The organism is Streptomyces sp. NPDC059247, assembly GCF_042754005.1.
Classification (GTDB): Bacteria; Actinomycetota; Actinomycetes; order Streptomycetales; family Streptomycetaceae; genus Streptomyces.
Genome location: NZ_JBHYZW010000003.1, coordinates 334,686 through 352,802, shown reverse-complemented (window position 1 = coordinate 352,802; position 18,117 = coordinate 334,686). Strand labels below are relative to the sequence as shown.

Genomic DNA, 18,117 nt, shown 5'->3' with positions numbered 1-18,117 from the left:
TCCGTCTGTCCGAAAACATGTCCATCCATCGGACGTCCGGTACGCGGCCCGCCGTGCCCCGTCTAACCTGCCGTTATGGCCCTTGGTACCGCTTCCGTCCGCTCGGACCGTGCCCGCACGGTCCGGGACATCCTCGCCTCCGGCGGCACGTCGTACTCCTTCGAGTTCTACGCCCCCCGGACCGAGAAGGGCGAGCAGGTGCTCTGGAACGCGATGCGGCGCGTCGAGGCGGTCGGACCCAGCTTCGTCTCCGTGACCTACGGCGCCGGTGGCTCCACCCGCGGCGGCACCGTGAAGGCCACCCAGAAGATCGCCTCCGACACCACGCTGACCCCGGTCGCGCACCTCACCGCCGTCGACCACTCGGTCGCCGAACTGCGCAACATCCTCGGCCAGTACGCCGACGCGGGCATCCGGAACATGCTCGCCGTCCGCGGCGACCCGCCCGGCGACCCGCTGGGCGAGTGGGTCGAGCACCCCGAGGGCGTCCGCTACGCGGCCGACCTCGTACGGCTGATCAAGGAGTCGGGAGACTTCTGCGTCGGCGTCGCCGCCTTCCCCGAGATGCACCCCAGGTCCACCGACTGGGACACCGACGTCCGGCACTTCGTGGCCAAGTGCCGCGCGGGCGCGGACTACGCGATCACCCAGATGTTCTTCGACCCGGAGAACTACCTGCGGCTGCGCGACCGCGTCGCCAAGGCGGGCTGCGAGACCCCGGTCATCCCCGAGGTCATGCCCGTGGTGAACGTGCGGACCCTCGACCGGCTGCCCCAGCTGAGCAACGCGCTCTTCCCCCCGGACGTGAAAGAGCGCATCCTCGCCGTCAAGGACGATCCCGCCGCTGTACGCTCCATCGGTATCGAGTTCGCGACGGAGTTCTGCGCGCGGCTGCTCTCCGAGGGCGTCCCCGGACTGCACTTCATCACGCTGAACAGCTCCACCGCGACGCTCGAGATCTACGAGAATCTCGGACTGCACCAGCAGTCGTGACCGGTCGTACCCGCCCCGAACCGCGGCGGTGACCGTGGAGAGGGGCGGCGGGGCATGGGGTGGACGGTCCTCTACATCGCGTTCGGAGTGGTCGCGCTGTGGCTGCTGGGGGAGGTGCTCCTCCAGTACAAGGCGCGGCTCCGCTGGCGCGTGCTCGCCTTCTGCGGCTTCCTCGGCGTGGTCCTCGGGGTGCTGCTGCCCTCGGTGCCGGTCATCGTCGCCGGAGCCGTCGCCTTCGCGGTCGGCCAGACGTATGTGACGCTCTCCTTCCGCCGGGGCTTCTCCACCGGCTGGGCCATCGGCGGCAGCCCCGGCGCGAGCCGCCGCCGCAGGTCGGGCGGCGCCTCGCGCGGCGGCCCGACCCTGGAGGTCACCGAGGTCGCCTACGACACCGGGGCGACCCCGTACGACGGCCCCGACGGCGCCCCCGAACAACCGGCCGCCGCCGAGACGACCGCCGTCTACGAGCCCCTGCCGCTGCCCGACGAGACCGGCCAGTACGGGGTCTACGGCCACGACCGGACCCCCGCCCCCGACGCGTCCGCCCAGGACACCGGACACGGGTACGGGACCCCGGGCCACGACCCCTACCCGCCGGGCTACGAGCAGCAGCCCGGCCACGACCAGCGGCAGCCCGCCTACGGCTACGACACCACCGGACAGCAGCAGTACGCCGCCTACTCCGACCCGTACATCGGCCAGGGCGCGGACACCCAGCAGTACGGCGGCTACTACGGCGACCCGTACGCCCCCTCGTACACCTACGACACCCCGCCCGGCGGCGTCTGGGTCCCGCAGCAGCGCGACACCGACCAGCCGCCCCAGCCGCAGACCCCGCAGGGGTACGGCCACGAGCCGCACCCGGACGACCAGCGGTACCGGTACTGAGCGCGGGCCGGGGACCCGAGGGTCCCCGGCCGTCTCACCGCGAGCCGCGGAAGTCCGCGCCCTCCACGATCAGCCCGGCCACCAGAGCCCCGGACATGCCCGCGTGGGCCAGCCCGCCGCCCGGGTGCGACCAGCCGCCCGCGAACCAGAGGCCCGGCAGCGGGGAACGGTTGTCCGCGGGCATCAGCAGCCCCCGGGCCCCCGCGAGCGCGGGCCCCGGCACCTCCGCCGCACCGGTGTCCCGCCGCACGTCCTCCGGGGTGCGCACGTGCCGCCACAGCAGCCGCTCGGCGAGCCCCGGGACCGCCCGCCCGGCCGCCCCGGTCAGCTCGTCGGCGAACGCCTCCCCGTCCCGCCCGGGAAGCGGCCGGACGGTCGCCGTGACCGTCACCGACTCGTGCTCCGCGTCCGGGCGCAGCGCCGGGTCGTCCGGCCGCAGCACCGTCACCGTCGGCCGCCCGTCCGCCGCGTGCACGACCGTGCGGTGCGCCGCCCCCGCCTCCCGGGGCCCGCGCAGCGCCAGACAGACCGTCACCCGGCTCGTGCCGTTGGCCTGGTGGTGCGGGATCCCGTCGCCGTCGCCCCGGCCGACGACGTGGTCGCGGTAGAGGGACGGCACCGGCGCCCCCGAGACGACGTGGTCGGCCTCCGCCGTCGTGCCGTCGGCCAGCCGGACGCCGACCGCCCGGCCGTCCTCCGCCAGGACGTCCGTCACGGGCGCGTCGAAGACGAACTCCACCCGCCGCTTCCGGCACCGCTCGTACACCGCGTCCGCGAGGGCCCGCAGCCCCCCGGCCACGTACCAGCTGCCGAAGGTCTGCTCCAGGTACGGCAGGACGGCGGCGGACGCCGGGGCGGTGGCCGGATCGAAGCCGTAGCTCCACGCGTAGCCGTCGAGGAGGGCTGCGAGCCGCGGATCGCGCAGCTCCCGCTCCCCGATCCGGGCGAGCGTCGTCGTCGGACGGCGCAGCAGACCCGCCTTCAGGGCCGGGTACGGGTCGGGCGGCGGCGGCCCCGGGTCCTTCGGCCTCGGCTCCTCCAGGAGGGGGCGGCGGGTGGCGTCCCAGGCCTCCCGGGCCCGCACCAGGAAATCGCCCCAGCGCTCGCCCGCGCCCGCGCCGAGCGCCGCGTCCAGGGCGGCGACCGTACCGGCGCGGGAGACGTTCGGCAGGTCCACCCGGGTGCCGTCGGCGAAGAGGTGACGGCTCGCCGGATCGACCTGCGTCAGGGTGACGCACTCCTCCAGGGACTCCTTGCCCGTCTTCACGAACAGGTCCCGGTAGACGGCGGGCAGATGCAGCAGCCCCGGCCCCGTGTCGAAGGCGAACCCGTCCCGCTCGTAGCGGCCGACCGCCCCGCCGTACGTCCCGGTCCGCTCGTACACCGTCACCCGGTGGCCCGCCACGGCCAGCCGGGCCGCCGTCGCCATGGCGCCGAGTCCCGCGCCGATCACCACAATCCGTGCCATGACGGCGAGCCTATCCGGCCCGCGCCACGGACCCCCGGGCCGGTCAGAAGTGCTCGGAGCCGTCCCCGGAGGGCGGCCGGTCCCGGGCACGGGCCGCCGCGCCGACGAGCCTGCGCTCCTCCCGCCGCTGCGCCCGGCGGCGCAGGAAACGCCGGATGCGCCGGGCGAGGAAGACCAGTATCACCAGGCCCAGGACGAGCAGCGTCCCCGCGACGACCGCCGCCGCCACCGGATGGAAGAGCGCGAAGGTGACGATCCCCGCCACCCCCAGGTCCTCCGCCAGGCTCAGCGCCACATTGGAGAACGGCTCGGGCGAGCTGTTGACCGCCATCCGCGTCCCCGCCTTGACGGCATGGCTGAGCAGGGCCGTCGAGCCGCCGACCGCGCCCGCCGCCAGCTCCGGCAGCGACCCGCTCTGCCCGGCGAGCAGCGCTCCGACGACGGCTCCCGAGACCGGCCGGACCACCGTGTGGACGGCGTCCCACACCGAGTCGACGTACGGGATCTTGTCCGCCACCGCCTCGCACAGGAACAGCACCCCGGCGACGACGAGGACATCGGTGCGCTGCAGGGCCTCGGGCACCTCGTCGGTGAGCCCGGTCGCGCCGAACACGCCGAACAGCAGGACCACCGCGTACGCGTTGATCCCGCTCGCCCAGCCACTGGTGAAGACCAGGGGGAGTACCGACATGCGGGCGATCGTAACCAGCCCTGAGTATCCGTACCTAGAGGGCGAGATGAGTAGGCGCGCGGATGGGGCCGGGCGGGTGCGGGGGAGAGAGTGGAGCCCACGGAAGGGGCGCGGCTCCGGCACCGCCGGCACGGGGCTGCGGAACGGGGTCGTGCGTCTGCCGTCACGGGGGAGGTGCGGCGGGGCTCGGGGGGATCGAGCCGCGCCGCACCGGCCGCCGGAGGGGCCGTCGGGCCTCGCCGCACCGGCCGGTACGGGATCCACCGGCCCGTGGAGGGCCACTCCCGGGACCCGCGGAGGTCACCCGGCCCGTGGGAAGTCCCCCGCCCGTGGATGTACCCCGGCCCGTGGGGGATCAGTGGCCGCCGCTCACCCGGCCGTGCAGCAGCCGGGAGAGGGCCGCGTGCACATCGTCCAGGGAGCGTTCGCTCTGGAAGGCCTGCCAGTCCAGGGCCGCCACCAGCACCATGCCGACCAGGGCCGCCGCCGTCAGCGGGACGTCGATCCCGTCGCTCAGCTCCCCGGCCGCCACGCCCTCCCGCAGCACCCCCTCGACCACCGCGACCGCCTCCTGGCGGACCACCAGGAGCGTGGAGTTCCAGGCGCGGTTGGTGCGCCACAGCTCGGCCACGTACAGCTGGGTGAAGGCCGGGTAGCGGTCGATGAAGACGAGCCCCGCCCGGATCATGGCGTCCAGGGCGTCCACCCGGCTGCCGCCGCGCGCGGCCGTCTCCTCGGCGGCCGTCCGCAAGGAGACGGTGAGCAGCGACACCCCGTGGCGCAGCAGCTCCTCGAAGAGCTCGGTCTTGCTCTTGAAGTTGTAGTAGACCGTGCCCTTGGCCACGCCCGCCCGTTCGGCGATCTCGTCGACGGTCGTCGCGGAGAAGCCCTGCTCCGCGATGAGGGTGACCGCCGCTTCGTAGAGTTTGGCGCGCGTGGCCTGGCGTCGGGTGCTGCTGCTGTCCATGGGCTCGATTCTCACAGGTGCGGCGGGTGGCGCCGGCCGGGTCTCACAGGGTCAGCTCCGGGTGGAGCCGGTCGAGCGTCCACACCTGCCGCTTGCGGGCCGAGAGGGCGGTCAGCGCCAGCGCGCCGACGGTGAACGCGGTCAGGACCGCGCAGGCCTGCCAGACGGGCCCGATGTCGCCGCCCGTGATCAGCCTGCGCAGTGCCTCGACCACGTAGCTCATCGGCAGGAAGGGGTGGATGGCGTTGAAGAACGCCGGGCTGGTCTGCACCGGGTAGGTGCCGCCCGCCGAGGTCAGCTGGAGCATCAGGACGGCGAGGACCAGGATGCGGCCCGCCGCGCCGAAGCGGGCGTTGAGCCACTGGATGATCGCGGAGAAGCAGCAGGTGACCAGGGCGAGGAAGCCGACGGTCCCGGCGGCCCGCGTCATCTGGAGGCCGAGGCCCCAGTGCAGCACCGACATGAGCGCGGCGACCTGGAGGACGCCGATCGCCGCCACCGGGAGCCAGCCCGCGAGGGCGATCCGCCAGGCGGAGCCGCCCGCGGCGAGCGCGCGCCGGTTCAACGGCTGGATGATCATGTACGCGACCATCGCGCCGACCCAGAGGGAGAGCGGGATGAAGTACGGGGCGAAGCCGGTGCCGTAGTTCGGCGCCTTGTGCAGCGACTGGGCGGCCAGCTTCACCGGGTCGGCCATGACCTCGGTGCGCCGCTCGCGGTCCTGCTGGTCGTAGTCCGGGATCCGGTCGACGCCGTCGCGCAGCCCGCCCGCCAGTTCGCCCGAGCCGTCGGCGAGCTGGAACAGACCGCCGTCGAGGTCGCCCGCGCCCTTCTTCAGCTTGCCGACGCCGCTGTCGAGGTTCACCGAGCCCGTGTGGGCGTCGCTGACGCCGGTGTGCAGCTTCGCCGCGCCCGCCGCGACCTTCTTCGCGCCCGTGTTCAGCTCGTTGATCTTCCGGATGGCGCCCGCCACGTCCTCGTCGAGGTGCGGGGCGCGGGCGGCCAGCTCGTCGGCCTGCTTCTTGAGCGTGACGAGCCGGGCGTCCAGGGTCTTCAGGTCGTCCCCGCCGCCCTTGGTCAGCGCGTGGACGTCGTCGGCGAGGGTCGCGACGTCGTTCGCGGTGACCGTGGCCTCCTTCAGGGGGCCGCAGACCTTGGCGTCGGGCTCGGGGGCGTCCACGCACAGCTCGCGGTGGAGCGCGGTCAGACCGTCGTCGGCCTTGTGGGCGGCGCCGCGGACCGCGGGGGCGCGCTTCACCAGGTCGTCCAGGTCGTGCCGGACGGCGGTCGCGGAGTCGGAGACGAGCCGGGCGGTGTCCCGGATCGACCGGCCGTTGTCCGCGAGGTAGGGGCGGACCTTGTCGGCGGTGCCGTTCACCTTGTCGGCGAGGGCCTGGGTGCCGTCCGCGACCTTGCGGGAGCCGCTCTGGAGGTCCTTCGCGCCCTTGTCGAGCCTGGTCAGGCCCGCGGCCAGGTCACCGCTGCCGGTCTTGGCGTCCTTGAGGCCGTCCGCGAGGTCCTTGGAGCCCTTCTTCGCCTTGTCCACGCCCTGCTTGAGGTCGTCGGCGCCCTTGGCCGCCTTCGCGGTGGCGTCGTGGATGTCGGAGAAGGAGATGAAGATCTTGTCGAGGAAGGTGCGGGAGGACTTCGTCGAGGCGGCGGTGCGCACCTCGGAGAAGACCGTCCGGGAGATCTGGCCGACGATGTAGTTGTTGGCGTCGTTGGTCCGCACCCGCAGGGCGCCGGTCTCGGGCGCGTCGCCGGAGCTGGAGGCGATGCGGGAGCTGAAGTCGCCGGGCATGGTCAGGGACAGGTAGTACGTGCCGTTCTCGACGCCCGCGCGGGCCTCGGCGTCGCTCACCCGGTGCCACTCGAAGGTGTTGCTCTCCAGGAGCCCCTCGGTGATGTCGGCACCGGCGTTGACGCGCTTGCCGTCGGTGGTGGCGCCCCGGTCCTCGTTGACGAGGGCGACGGGGAGCTTGTCGAGCCTGCTGTACGGGTCCCAGAACGAGTACAGGTACAGGGCGCCGTACAGCAGCGGCAGCAGCAGGATCGCGACGAGCGCGGCGCGCGGCAGCTTTCCCCTGCCGAAGCGCTTCAGCTCAAGCGCGGCCAGTTTCGGCGAGCGCATCGGCCGCCCCCTCCTCGGTCGTGTCTTCGGTGTCGTTCCGGGGGCCTTCGGTCTCCGCGTGGGCCTCCCCGGCTTCCGCGCGGGCCTCCCGGGTCTCCGGGCGGGCCTCCCCGGCTTCCGCGCGGGCCTTCACGGCCGTCTCCGTCGCCCCGGCGGGCTTCTCCGGCTCCGGCCCGGGCTCCTCCGCCTCCCCGTCGAGCGTCGTGATCCGCAGGACGCCCTCGGGGGACTCGCTGCAGACGGCGAGGACGGTGGTGCCGGACGCGGCCACGGAACGCAGCAGCTCCCAGACCCGCACCCGGTCCGCGTCCGAGAGCTTCAGGTCGGTGTCGTCGACGGCGAGCAGCCGGGGCCGCCCGATCAGGGCCAGCGCGAGGGACAGCCGCAGCGCCTCCAGCCGCTCCAGATCCCGTACGGAGGTCCGCTCGCCCTTCGGCAGGGCGGTCAGGTCCAGTCCGGCAGCGGTCACGGCCTCGTCGATCAGGGCCCGGGAGGCGGCGGCCCGCTCGGCGGGGCGGCGCAGCAGGGTCCGGACGGAGCCGTCGAACCGGCGCTGGAGCAGGGCCCGCTCGCGCAGGTGCTCGGCGACGGTGAAGGCCGGGTCGAGCTCGCTGACGCCGGGGACCTGGCCGAGGGCGCTGATCCGGCGCACGGCGGCCATCTTCCGGGGCAGCGGCAGACCGCCGACCTCGGCGGCGCCCTCCGTGGCCTTCATCCGGCCGGTGAGCGCGAGCAGCAGACAGGTGCGGCCCGAGCCCGAGGGGCCCTCGATCGCCACGAGCGCGCCCGGCTCGGCCCGGAAGGAAACCTTCCGGAACGCCCAGCCGCGCGGGCCCTTCAGCCCGAAGCCGTCCGCGACGACGGCGGCGCCGTGCGACCGCTCCCCGGCCTCCGCCCGCACGGACTCCACGGATTCCACGGATCCCACCCCCCGTTTCCCCTTTTGAACTGACTGGTCAGTTCAAAAGCTACCCCGGGCCGGGGAGTTCAGGCAAAAACCCAGGTCAGCGCGGATTGTCAGTGGGGCGATGCACGATGAACACACACGGCCACAGGACCGTCACGCGACGACAGGAGGACTCGTCATGGCAAGCCCTTCCGCAGCAGCCGCGCCCCGCCGCCGATCCGTCCCCGCACAGCCAGGACCCGCGTCCGACATCCACCCCGTCACGCGCCGCGCCACCGCCCCGCCCGCCGCCCTCGACCTCCTCGTCAAGGCCAGGGCCGGACTCGCCGAGGCCGCCGCCCTCGACCGCCCCCACGAGAGGTACGCCGTCGCGCACCTCGCCGCCCTCCGGGCCGCCGCCGCCGTCCTCGCCGCCCGCGCCAGGCCCGAGACCGGCCGCCGTCGGCAGCGGATACGGAGCGCCTGGGAGCTCCTCGCCGAGCTGGCGCCCGAGCTGGCCGAGTGGGGCGACCTCTTCGCCTCCGGAGCCGACCGCAGGGCCCGCGCCGAGGCGGGCATCCCGAGCGCGGCGACCCGGCGCGAGGCCGACGACCTGCTCAGGGACGCCGCCTTCTTCCTCCGTCTCGTCGAGCGGCTGCTCGCCCTCCACCCCGGCCCGCCCGGCCCACGGGGGACCGGGCGGGCCGGAGGATGATCCGAAAGGCGGGGCCCAGGCCATAGGGTGGGGGAGCGTCCGTACCCGTCACCGAGGAGTCAACAGCCGTGCCGGACCCTTCCCCTGTCTTCGGTCGAGAGGCGGCCTCGCGCCCGACGCGCGCCTCCCTGCGTACCGCCGTCGTCTGGGACGTCCTCAAGGACGCCCTCGACCGCCGGGTCGAGGCCACCGGGAAAGCCGGTCTCGACGTCCTCGACACGGGCGGCGGCTCCGGCAACTTCGCGGTGCCGGTCGCCCGCCTCGGCCACCGGGTCACCGTCGTCGACCCCAGCCCCAACGCGCTGTTCGCGCTGGAGCGCCGGGCCGCCGAGGCCGGGGTCGCCGACCTCGTCACCGGTGTCCAGGGGGACATCAGCGGCCTGTTCGACGTGGTCGGACGCGAGGGCTACGACACCGTGCTCTGCCACGGCGTCCTGGAGTACGTCGACGACCCCGCCGAAGGCGTGCGCAACGCGACCGCCGCGCTCCGCCCCGGCGGCAGCCTCAGCCTGCTCGCGGCCGGACTCGGCGGCGCGGTCCTCGCCCGCGCCCTCGCCGGGCACTTCACCGAGGCCCGCCACGCCCTGGGCGACCCGGCGGGCCGCTGGGGCCCCGGTGACCCGGTGCCCCGCCGCTTCACCGCCGAGCAGCTCACCGAGCTGGCCGACCGGGCCGGACTCGCGGTCGGCGCGGTGCACGGGGTCCGGGTCTTCGCCGACCTCGTCCCCGGCGCCCTCGTCGACACCGAGTCCGGTGCGGCGGAGGCCCTGCTCAAGCTGGAGGCCGCCGCTGCCGAGCTGCCGTCCTTCCACGCCATCGCCACCCAGCTGCACCTGCTGGGCGAGAAGCGGGCCTGAGCGGGACCTCACCCGTTCGGCGGTGCGGGCCGCGCCGCCGATGCAGTACGCCACAGCACGCCCGGTCAGGGGCTCCGCCCCGTATGATCGGGGGACAGCATCCGGCATGACGGGGAAGGGGCTGGGGAATCAACGCCTCAGCAACCGATCCGCATGGCGGCCCGGATTGGCTATTCGGCATTGAGGGCGGGTTTCACGGGGGCGATTCCCTGCCTATCCTGAAAGGGCCGCAAACCGGTCGCCCCCGCGACCGACGACTAGGAGGACTCCGTGCCGCTCTCGGAGCACGAGCAGCGAATGCTCGAGCAGATGGAGCGAGCGCTGTACGCCGAAGATCCCAAGTTCGCGACAGCGCTCGAGGGAAGCGGACTGCGTACGTACACCCGGCGACGGGTCTACCAGGCAGTCGCCGGCTTCCTGGTGGGTATCGCGCTCCTCATGGCCGGAATGGTCGCACAGCAGATCTGGATCAGCGTGGTGGGATTCCTCGTCATGCTGGGCTGCGCGGTCCTGGCGGTCACCGGATGGCGCAAGGCGCCCAAGCCGGGTGAGCAGCAGCAGCCCCATGGTGGAGGATCGGCGGCCGGTGGCCGCCGGACCCGGCAGCGACGCTCCATGATGAACCGCATCGAGGAGCGGTGGCAGCGCCGCCGCGACGAACAGCAGGGCGGCGGCCACTGACGGCCCCCTGAGCGGTGGCCCCGCATCCCTCCGAACGATTTCTTACGGCTGAGCCCCGTGGACACCGCGCCGACCGCGCGCCCACGGGGCTCAGCCGCGCCCCGCGAGCCCCACCGAAAGGGAATGGGGTGCTGCCCTCGGCCCCGGGACCGGAAGCGCCGGGACCTGGAGTCCCTGGACCGAGGCCCCGGACCTGAAGGCCCCGGCGGCCCCGCTCCCGGTAGACCGGGAACCAGGAAGCCCCGGAGCCCCGAGACCCCGGACGCGGAGGCTTAGGACCCGGAGGCGCTGGAGCCCCGAAGCCTCGGTCCTCAAAGCCCTAGCCCCGAGGCCCCCAGCCCCTTCGGGCCCGGGCCCGAAGGGGCACCACCGGCCCTCTCTCGGGAGCCCCGGGCGGGCCGACGGCCTTCCGACGCCGGTGGGCGGGGGCCCGTACCGCGCCCCCGCCCACTTCTCACTTCGCACGGCCCTTCCGGGACGGCCCGGATCAGCCCGTCTCGCGGGGCGGGCGGCGGAAGGACGAGGTCACCCGCCCGGCGGCGGTGTGCCACCGCAGGGACCAGGCGTCCGTCACGGACACCCACCGGGCCCCCGCCGACCAGCGCAGCCGGGCCGCCGAACGGGGCGCGAGCAGCACGCGGAGCCGCGTACGGCGGTCCGCCGAGGCGCGGAAGCCCGCCCTGACCCGGACGGCCTCCTCCGCGAGACCCGGGCGGGCCGCCGGACGGGGCGCGTACAGCGTCTCCTCCACGGCGCCCGCGATCCGGTGCACGGCCCGCGCCGCCTCCTCGTCCAGTCCGCCCAGCCGGACGATCCGGTCCGCCGTGTTCCTCGGCGTCCTCGACTCGTCGGGCTCGACCCCGTGGTCCCAGGCGGTGTCCACCACCTCCTGCCAGACCGCGAGCGTCCGGGCGGCCGTCCCCGCCGGGCTCCGCGCCCCCGCGGGACCGAGCCGCCGGGCCCGCACCCGGCCGCGCCAGAGCAGCGGCCCGAAGGGCAGGGCGAGAACCACGAGCGCCCCCAGGCTCCACAGGAGCACCGTCCCCGCATCCGGCCCCGAGCCGCCCGAGGACGCCCCGGCCGCCGACGCCTCCGGGCCGCAGTCGCCCTGCCTGCGCATCTGCGCCGTGCAGGACTCCGAGGCGCTCGGCCCGGCGGACGGCTGCGCCGAGGCGCTCTGCTGGGGCCGCGCGGTCCCGGTGGCCGTACCGGACGGCGTGTCGGGCCGGGCGTACGAGGGGACCGAGCCCCGCGAGGGCGTCGGCTCGAACCGGGTCCACCCGGCCCCCTCGAAGTACAGCTCGGGCCAGGCGTGCGCGTCACGGATGCCGACCGAGACCGAGCCGTCGGCCTTCGGGGTGCCCGGCATGAAGCCCACGGCCACCCGCGCCGGGATGCCCAGCGTCCGGGCCATCGCCGCCATCGAGAAGGAGAAGTGGACGCAGAAGCCCTCCTTGTCCTTCAGGAAGCGGGAGATCGCCTGCACACCGGTGCCCGACTCGACCTCGACGTCGTAGCGGAAGCCGCCGTCCCGGGCGAACCAGTCCTGGAGCCGCACGGCCCGCTCGTAGTTGCCCCGGGCGCCCTTGGTGACCTCCAGGGCGGTCGTCCGTACGTCCTCCGGCAGCGACGGCGGTACCTGGGTGTACTCGCGGCGCAGCTTCTCCGGGACGGGCGGGGCCGTCGCCAGCTGCTCGGCCGTCGGACGCACGTCCAGGCTGACCACCTGGTAGCGGGTGCCCCGGGTGGTCTGCCGGTCGTCGCCGACGAGCGTCCGCCCGGCCGGCTCGTACCGCCAGCGTCCGTCGACGTCGACCCGGGAGGCCGGGTACGGCATCGGCAGCCACTTCTGCTCGTACCCGTCGGAGGCGACGAAGTTGGTGGTCACCTCGGTGGTCGCGACGGCCCGGTCGAGCCCCTGCGGCCGGGGCAGCCGCTTCGGTACGTCCTCGATGGGGCGGACCGAGGACTTCCAGGAGGTGCCGTCGAACTGGTCGAGGGCCACCAGCCGCAGATACAGGCCGGAGGTGTCGAGGGCGTTGGTCCGGTAGCGCAGGACCTCCCGGTCCTCCGGCTGGCGCAGGTTGTTCTGGAGGGAGACCAGCGGGTTCACGGCCGAGATCGTGCCGCCCCCGCCGCCGTCCCCGTCCCCCTCGCCGCCGCCCTCGCCGAACAGACCGCCGCTGAAGCCGGGCAGCGCCAGCGGCACGACCAGCGCCACGCCCATGGCCACCGCGCCGATCCGACGGCCGGTGCGGGCCGGGGACGCGGTCGTACCGCCGGCCGTCGCGGCGGACCCGGAGCGCGCCGGGCGCGGCGCACCGCCGAAGACCCGCCCCCACGCGGCGAGCCGGTCGCGGCTCTCGGCGAGGAGCAGCACCAGATAGCCGGAGGCCGCGAGGAGGAACCAGAGCCAGCCCGCGCCGCCGCCGGAGAGCCCGGCGGCGACCGAGTACAGGGCGAGCAGCGGCAGACCGGCCGGGGCGGCCCGGCGGAAGGTGACGGCCAGGCCGTCCACCAGGAGGCCGATCGCGACGACCCCGCAGACCAGCATCAGCCGGATGCCCTCGGTGTCCGGGGCGGGCACCGCGTAGTGCCCGACGTCCGCGGCGCCCGACCGGAACAGCTCGGCGGCGTGCGCGAGGGCCTCCGGGCCGGGCAGGAACAGCAGCACCGCCTGATCCCCGGCGAAGAGCGCGGTCAGCGCGAGCAGTGCCACGGCCAGCTGGGCGAGCAGGGTCAGCGGCCGGGCCAGCGGTATCCGCCGGGCCACCGCGCCCGCCCCGCTCACCAGGGCGAGGACGAAGGCCGCGGTGAAGATCCAGGTCGCCGGTCTCACCAGCGGCAGCAGGGCCCCCGAGCCCATCAGGGTGGCGGCCCAGGCGGCCAGGGTCAGCCGGGTGCGCCCGCTCATGCCCATCCTCCGTAGGTGTCGGCGGCGGACTCGGCGCGCATCCCGGCGGCCGTCCGCCACAGCTCGGCGAGCCGCGCCCCGGGCGGTACGGCCAGCGCCGTCCAGCCCGCCTCCCGGAGCAGCCGCAGCCGCTCCTCCACGGCCCCGGTGACGGCGCCGCCGGTCAGCCAGGACCCGGAGTCCAGGACGAACGCGACGGCCGCGCCGGTCCGGCCCCGCATCCGCGCGGTGAGCGCGGCCTGCTCCTCGTCGAGGTCGCCGAGGAAGGCGATCAGCAGGCCCTCGCCGCCGCCGCGCAGCGCGTCGGAGGCACGGGACAGACCGGCGCCCTCGGAGTGGTCGACGACCGCGAGGGAGTCCATCAGGAGCCCGGCCGACTCGGCCGCGTCCTGGGCCGCGGCGAAGCCGTCGGACCCCTCGCCGGGCACGCGGCTGCCGGTGTCGGTGACCAGCCGGACGGCGTAGCCGCGCTCCAGCATGTGCACCAGCGAGGACGCGGCCCCGGAGACCGCCCACTCGAAGGCCGAGTCGGGGCCCGAGCCCTGGTAGGCGATCCCCCGGGTGTCGAGGAGGACCGTGCAGCGGGCCCGCTGCGGCTGCTCCTCGCGCCGGACCATCAGCTCGCCGTAGCGGGCGGTGGAGCGCCAGTGCACCCGGCGCAGGTCGTCCCCGTGGCGGTAGGCGCGCGGGATGATGTCGTCGTCGCCCGCGAGGGCCAGGGCCCGCTGCTGCCCGTCGCCGTGGCCCGAGGCCTCCCCGGTGAGCTTCACCGGCGGCAGGGGTTCGGTCCTGGGCACCACCGTGAGGGTGTCGTACGCCTGGAAGGACCGGGTCAGCTCGCACATGCCGAAGGGGTCGCCCAGCCGCAGCTGGAGCGGCCCGAGCGGGAAACGGCCGCGCAGGTCGGAGCGGACCCGGTAGGACACCTCGCGCCGCCCGCCCGCCTCGACCCGGTCCAGGACGAAGCGGGGCCGGGGCCCGAGCGTGTACGGCACGTGGTCCTGGAGCATCAGCAGCCCGGTGGGCAGCTTGGACACGTTCTCCATCCGCAGCTGCACCCGGGCCTCGGTGGCCGCCTCCACCCGCTGCGGGGTGAGCCTGCGGGAGGTGGCGACCCGGTAGCGGGTGCGGTGCAGCACGAGGACGCAGAGCAGCGGCAGCGCGGCGAGCAGCAGCCCGACCCGGAGCAGATCGGCCTGACCCAGGACGTACGCGCAGACGGCGGCGGCCACCCCCGCGGCGAGGAAGGAGCGGCCCCGGGTGGTGAGACCGCCGAGGGCGGCCCGCAGACCGCCCCGGTCGTCCTCCTCGCCCCGCTGTCCGTCCGGTGCGGCGGCGGCTCCCATCACAGCCGCCGGGCGCCGGGCCGCTGGCCGTGGAGCGGTCCGGCGGGCGGGGCCGCGGCCGGGACGGGGGTGCGCTGGAGGACGTCCTGGACGACCTGCTCGGCGGTGCGCCGGTTGAGCTGCGCCTGCGCCGTCGGCAGCAGCCGGTGGGCGAGGACGGGCGCGGCGAGCGCCTGGAGGTCGTCGGGCAGCACGTACTCCCGGCCGCTGAGCGCGGCCGAGGCCTTGGCGGCCCGCAGCAGATGCAGGGTGGCCCGGGGGGAGGCGCCGAGCCGCAGGTCGGGGTGGGTGCGGGTGGCGGCGACGAGCTCCACCGCGTACCGGCGCACGGAGTCGGCGACGTGCACCGCGCGCACCGCCTCGACCAGCTTCAGGACGTCATGGGCGTGGGCCACCGGCTGGAGGTCGTCCAGCGGGGACGCCGAGCCGTGCACGTCGAGCATCCGCAGCTCGGCCTCGGCGCTGGGGTAGCCCATGGAGACCCGGGCCATGAAGCGGTCGCGCTGGGCCTCGGGCAGCGGATAGGTGCCCTCCATCTCGACCGGGTTCTGCGTGGCGACCACCATGAACGGGCTGGGCAGCTCGTAGGTCTGGCCGTCGACGGTGACCTGGCGCTCCTCCATGGACTCCAGGAGCGCCGACTGGGTCTTCGGCGAGGCGCGGTTGATCTCGTCGCCGATCACGATCTGCGCGAAGATCGCGCCCGGCTTGAACTCGAAGTCCCGCTGCTGCTGGTCGAAGATCGACACGCCGGTGACGTCGGACGGCAGCAGGTCGGGGGTGAACTGGATGCGGCGCACGGAACAGTCGATGGACCGGGCCAGGGTCTTGGCGAGCATGGTCTTGCCGACGCCGGGGACATCCTCGATGAGGAGGTGCCCCTCGGCGAGCAGCACGGTCAGCGAAAGCCGTACGACCTCGGGCTTGCCCTCGATCACGCTCTCCACCGACCTGCGGACACGCTCGACGGTGGTGGTCAGATCAGTGAGGCTCGCTCGATCGTCATAGGTCGTCACCCCGGCCCTCCTCGGCCTTCAGGAACAGGGACACCTGCCCCCGTGGAATCGTCGGGGGGTGTCCACGGGCATTCTTGTTCGCGGGGCCGGGCCGTGTCACTCGGGGGTGGACAAGTGCGGCCGTTATGCCGGGGTTTGGTGGGTTACGCCGGGTCGGTCTCCGTCTCGTCCGACGGGTCGATCTCCCGCAGGAGGCCCGTCGTCACGTCGAAGACGAAGCCCCGGACGTCGTCGGAGTGCAGCAGGAAGGGGGAGGTCCGCACCCGCTGCATCGACTGCCGCACGTCCTGGTCCACGTCGCGGAAGGCCTCGACCGCCCACGCCGGACGCTGCCCGACCTCGTCCTCCAGCTCGTGCCGGAAGTCCTCGGTCAGCGACTCCAGACCGCAGTTCGTGTGGTGCACGAGCATCACGCTGCGGGTGCCCAGGGCGCGCTGGCTGATGGTGAGCGAACGGATGACGTCGTCCGTGACGACCCCGCCCGCGTTGCGGATCGTGTGGCAGTCGCCCAGCTGGAGGCCGAGGGCCGCGTGCAGGTCCAGACGGGCGTCCATGCAGGCGACGACGGCGACGCGCCGCACCGGCCGCGCGTCCATTCCGGGGTCGGTGAAGCCGGAGGCGTAGGCGACGTTGGCCTCGACGAGACGGTCGGTGACCGTGCCGCCGTTGCGTATGGCGTCGGCAGAGGGGTGCGTGGAGGTCGACATGGTTCCGACGTTAACGGCCGGAGGCCCTCCGGGCCCGCTGTGAGAGCGGACAAAGAACCGCATCCAGCCTTGTTGTGAGCTAACCCACAGGAGCCGGCGGCGTGGCCCCGAACGAGTGACCCACCCGGAACGTCCACCGCCGGGCGACGCGCGAGCGGGTTGATTGACCGGCGCGTGCCGTGGACTAAAGTGACGCGGAGTTCCTGGAGACAACGAGCGATTTTCCGCGGTTTCTCCCCCGTGTGTGCGGCGGTACCTACGGCTCGGCCTCCTCCCGCTCGCCGGTGACCTCCGCGCCCGATCTGAGAGGGCGCATTGAGCAACGACCGACACGTCCCGGTCATGCTCCAGCGGTGCCTGGACATGTTGGCCCCCGCCCTTGAGCGCCCCGGCGCGGTCGTCGTCGACTGCACCCTGGGCCTGGGCGGCCACAGCGAGGCACTCCTGAAGCGGTTCCCCGAGGCGCGGCTCGTCGCCCTCGACCGGGACAAGGAGGCCCTGCGGCTCTCCGGCGAGCGGCTCGCCCCGTACGGAGAGCGCGCCACGCTCGTGCACGCCGTCTACGACGAACTGCCCGAGGTCCTCGACCGGCTCGGCATCCCCGCCGCCGACGGCGTCCTCTTCGACCTCGGCGTCTCCTCGATGCAGCTCGACGAGGCCGACCGGGGCTTCGCCTACGCCCAGGACGCCCCGCTCGACATGCGCATGGACCAGACGACCGGCATCAGCGCGGCCGAGGTCCTCAACACCTACCCGCCGGGCGAGCTGGTCCGCATCCTGCGCGCGTACGGCGAGGAGAAGCAGGCCAAGCGGATCGTCTCCGCGATCGTCCGCGAACGGGAGAAGGAGCCGTTCGACCACAGCGCCCGGCTCGTCGAGCTCATCCGCGACGCGCTCCCGCAGGCCGCCAAGCGCACCGGCGGCAACCCGGCCAAGCGCACCTTCCAGGCCCTGCGCATCGAGGTCAACGGCGAGCTGTCCGTCCTGGAGCGGGCCGTCCCGGCCGCCGTGAAGGCCCTCGCCGTCGGCGGCCGGATCGCCGTCCTCTCCTACCACTCGCTGGAGGACCGGCTGGTCAAGCAGGTGTTCGCGGCGGGCGCCGCCAACACCGCCCCGCCCGGTCTGCCGGTCGTCCCCGAGAAGTACCAGCCCCGGCTGAAGCTGCTCACCCGGGGCGCCGAACTGCCCACCGAGGAGGAGGTCGCCGAGAACCGGCGCGCCGCCCCGGCCCGGCTCCGCGGCGTCGAACGCATCCGGGAGGACGTCCGGTGAGCACGGCGAAGGGGCCCCACAAAGGGCGGGCCGCCCGGCTCGGACGGCTGATGCCGTCCGGGCCCAGCTCGGCGGCCCGCACCCCCTTCGTCCTGCTCGTCGTGGTGCTCCTCGGCGGCGGCCTGATCAGCCTGCTGGTCCTGAACTCGGCCCTCAACCAGGGCTCCTTCCGGCTGAACGAGCTCAAGAACAGGACCACCGAGCTCACCGACGAGGAACAGGCGCTCCAGCGGGACGTCGACGACTACGCGGCCCCCTACGCCCTGGAGCGCCGGGCCCGCGAGCTGGGCATGGTGCCCGGCGGCAGCCCCGCCTTCCTCGGCCCGGACGGCAAGGTGCTCGGCGAACCGTCCGAGGCGGTCGCCCCGAAGCCCGGCCCCACCCCCACCCCGGCCCCCACGCCGACCCCCACACCCCCGCCGGTCCCCGCGCACACCACGGCCCCCGCGACCCCGCCCCCCGCCACCGGCTCGGGCACCACCGGCACCGCGAAGCCGCCCACCGCACCCGGCACCACCGGCACCACCGCACCGAAGACGACCGCGCCCGCGCCCGACCCCACGACCTCCGGCAGGTGACCGAGCA

General features: G+C 74.4%; 16 protein-coding genes. 7 read left to right on the top strand and 9 right to left on the bottom strand.

The genetic code is table 11. The features are described 5' to 3' along the window. Positions 1–75: 75 nt before the first annotated feature. Together metF and ACFXGN_RS08625 are read left to right on the top strand one after the other, a co-directional pair. On the top strand, positions 76–993 hold the full coding sequence (gene metF, locus ACFXGN_RS08630; protein ID WP_384855265.1) for a methylenetetrahydrofolate reductase [NAD(P)H]: 918 nt from the start codon (positions 76–78) through the stop codon (positions 991–993). A gap of 54 nt (positions 994–1,047) precedes the next feature. Beyond that, a complete protein-coding gene (locus ACFXGN_RS08625; protein ID WP_384855262.1) occupies positions 1,048–1,881 on the top strand; it encodes a hypothetical protein in 834 nt (277 codons plus the stop codon). Between the two features lie 34 nt (positions 1,882–1,915). Here the strand turns inward: ACFXGN_RS08625 and ACFXGN_RS08620 are convergent, their stop codons facing one another. From ACFXGN_RS08620 to ACFXGN_RS08600, 5 genes are all read right to left on the bottom strand, one after another. Continuing rightward, positions 1,916–3,349 (bottom strand): phytoene desaturase family protein, encoded by a 1,434-nt coding sequence (locus ACFXGN_RS08620; RefSeq protein WP_384855260.1) that lies wholly within the window; start codon positions 3,347–3,349, stop codon positions 1,916–1,918. 43 nt (positions 3,350–3,392) lie between these two features. Beyond that, positions 3,393–4,040: a DUF4126 domain-containing protein gene (locus ACFXGN_RS08615; protein ID WP_384855257.1), complete on the bottom strand. Its 648-nt coding sequence runs from the start codon at positions 4,038–4,040 to the stop codon at positions 3,393–3,395. A 355-nt stretch (positions 4,041–4,395) separates the two neighbouring features. Continuing rightward, positions 4,396–5,007, bottom strand: a complete 612-nt coding sequence (locus ACFXGN_RS08610; RefSeq protein WP_384855254.1) for a TetR/AcrR family transcriptional regulator — start codon at positions 5,005–5,007, stop codon at positions 4,396–4,398. Between the two features lie 43 nt (positions 5,008–5,050). Next, entirely contained in the window at positions 5,051–7,138 is a 2,088-nt protein-coding gene (locus ACFXGN_RS08605; RefSeq protein WP_384855251.1) for a YhgE/Pip family protein, read from the bottom strand. Next, the gene (locus ACFXGN_RS08600; protein ID WP_384855895.1) at positions 7,110–8,039 is read right to left on the bottom strand and encodes an ATP-binding cassette domain-containing protein; all 930 of its coding nucleotides are present in this window, start codon (positions 8,037–8,039) and stop codon (positions 7,110–7,112) included. The genes ACFXGN_RS08605 and ACFXGN_RS08600 overlap by 29 nt, the downstream gene beginning before the upstream one ends. A 184-nt stretch (positions 8,040–8,223) precedes the next feature. On the opposite strand from ACFXGN_RS08600, the gene ACFXGN_RS08595 reads away from it, so the two are divergent. The 3 genes from ACFXGN_RS08595 (at position 8,224) to ACFXGN_RS08585 (ending at position 10,277) form a co-directional block, all read left to right on the top strand. After that, on the top strand, positions 8,224–8,739 hold the full coding sequence (locus ACFXGN_RS08595; RefSeq protein WP_384855248.1) for an SAV_6107 family HEPN domain-containing protein: 516 nt from the start codon (positions 8,224–8,226) through the stop codon (positions 8,737–8,739). 68 nt (positions 8,740–8,807) lie between these two features. Continuing rightward, positions 8,808–9,596 carry a class I SAM-dependent methyltransferase gene (locus tag ACFXGN_RS08590; protein ID WP_384855245.1) on the top strand — a complete coding sequence of 263 codons (789 nt, stop codon included), beginning with the start codon at positions 8,808–8,810 and terminating at the stop codon, positions 9,594–9,596. Between the two features lie 270 nt (positions 9,597–9,866). Further along, positions 9,867–10,277: a DUF3040 domain-containing protein gene (locus ACFXGN_RS08585; protein WP_384855243.1), complete on the top strand. Its 411-nt coding sequence runs from the start codon at positions 9,867–9,869 to the stop codon at positions 10,275–10,277. A 487-nt stretch (positions 10,278–10,764) separates the two neighbouring features. On the opposite strand, the gene ACFXGN_RS08580 is transcribed toward ACFXGN_RS08585, so the two are convergent. The 4 genes from ACFXGN_RS08580 to ACFXGN_RS08565 form a co-directional block, all read right to left on the bottom strand. Beyond that, on the bottom strand, positions 10,765–13,191 hold the full coding sequence (locus tag ACFXGN_RS08580) for a DUF3488 and DUF4129 domain-containing transglutaminase family protein (protein ID WP_384855240.1): 2,427 nt from the start codon (positions 13,189–13,191) through the stop codon (positions 10,765–10,767). Further along, a complete protein-coding gene (locus ACFXGN_RS08575; RefSeq protein WP_384855238.1) occupies positions 13,188–14,537 on the bottom strand; it encodes a DUF58 domain-containing protein in 1,350 nt (449 codons plus the stop codon). Before ACFXGN_RS08575 ends, ACFXGN_RS08580 begins: the two co-directional genes overlap by 4 nt. Further along, entirely contained in the window at positions 14,537–15,553 is a 1,017-nt protein-coding gene (locus tag ACFXGN_RS08570; RefSeq protein WP_384855235.1) for an AAA family ATPase, read from the bottom strand. Before ACFXGN_RS08570 ends, ACFXGN_RS08575 begins: the two co-directional genes overlap by 1 nt. 143 nt (positions 15,554–15,696) lie before the next feature. Beyond that, entirely contained in the window at positions 15,697–16,260 is a 564-nt protein-coding gene (locus ACFXGN_RS08565) for a beta-class carbonic anhydrase (protein ID WP_384855233.1), read from the bottom strand. A gap of 315 nt (positions 16,261–16,575) precedes the next feature. Between ACFXGN_RS08565 and rsmH the strand changes: the two genes are divergently transcribed. Next, entirely contained in the window at positions 16,576–17,532 is a 957-nt protein-coding gene (gene rsmH / locus ACFXGN_RS08560; RefSeq protein WP_351779343.1) for a 16S rRNA (cytosine(1402)-N(4))-methyltransferase RsmH, read from the top strand. After that, positions 17,529–18,110 carry a hypothetical protein gene (locus ACFXGN_RS08555; protein ID WP_384855230.1) on the top strand — a complete coding sequence of 194 codons (582 nt, stop codon included), beginning with the start codon at positions 17,529–17,531 and terminating at the stop codon, positions 18,108–18,110. Before rsmH ends, ACFXGN_RS08555 begins: the two co-directional genes overlap by 4 nt. The last annotated feature ends 7 nt before the right edge of the window (positions 18,111–18,117 follow it).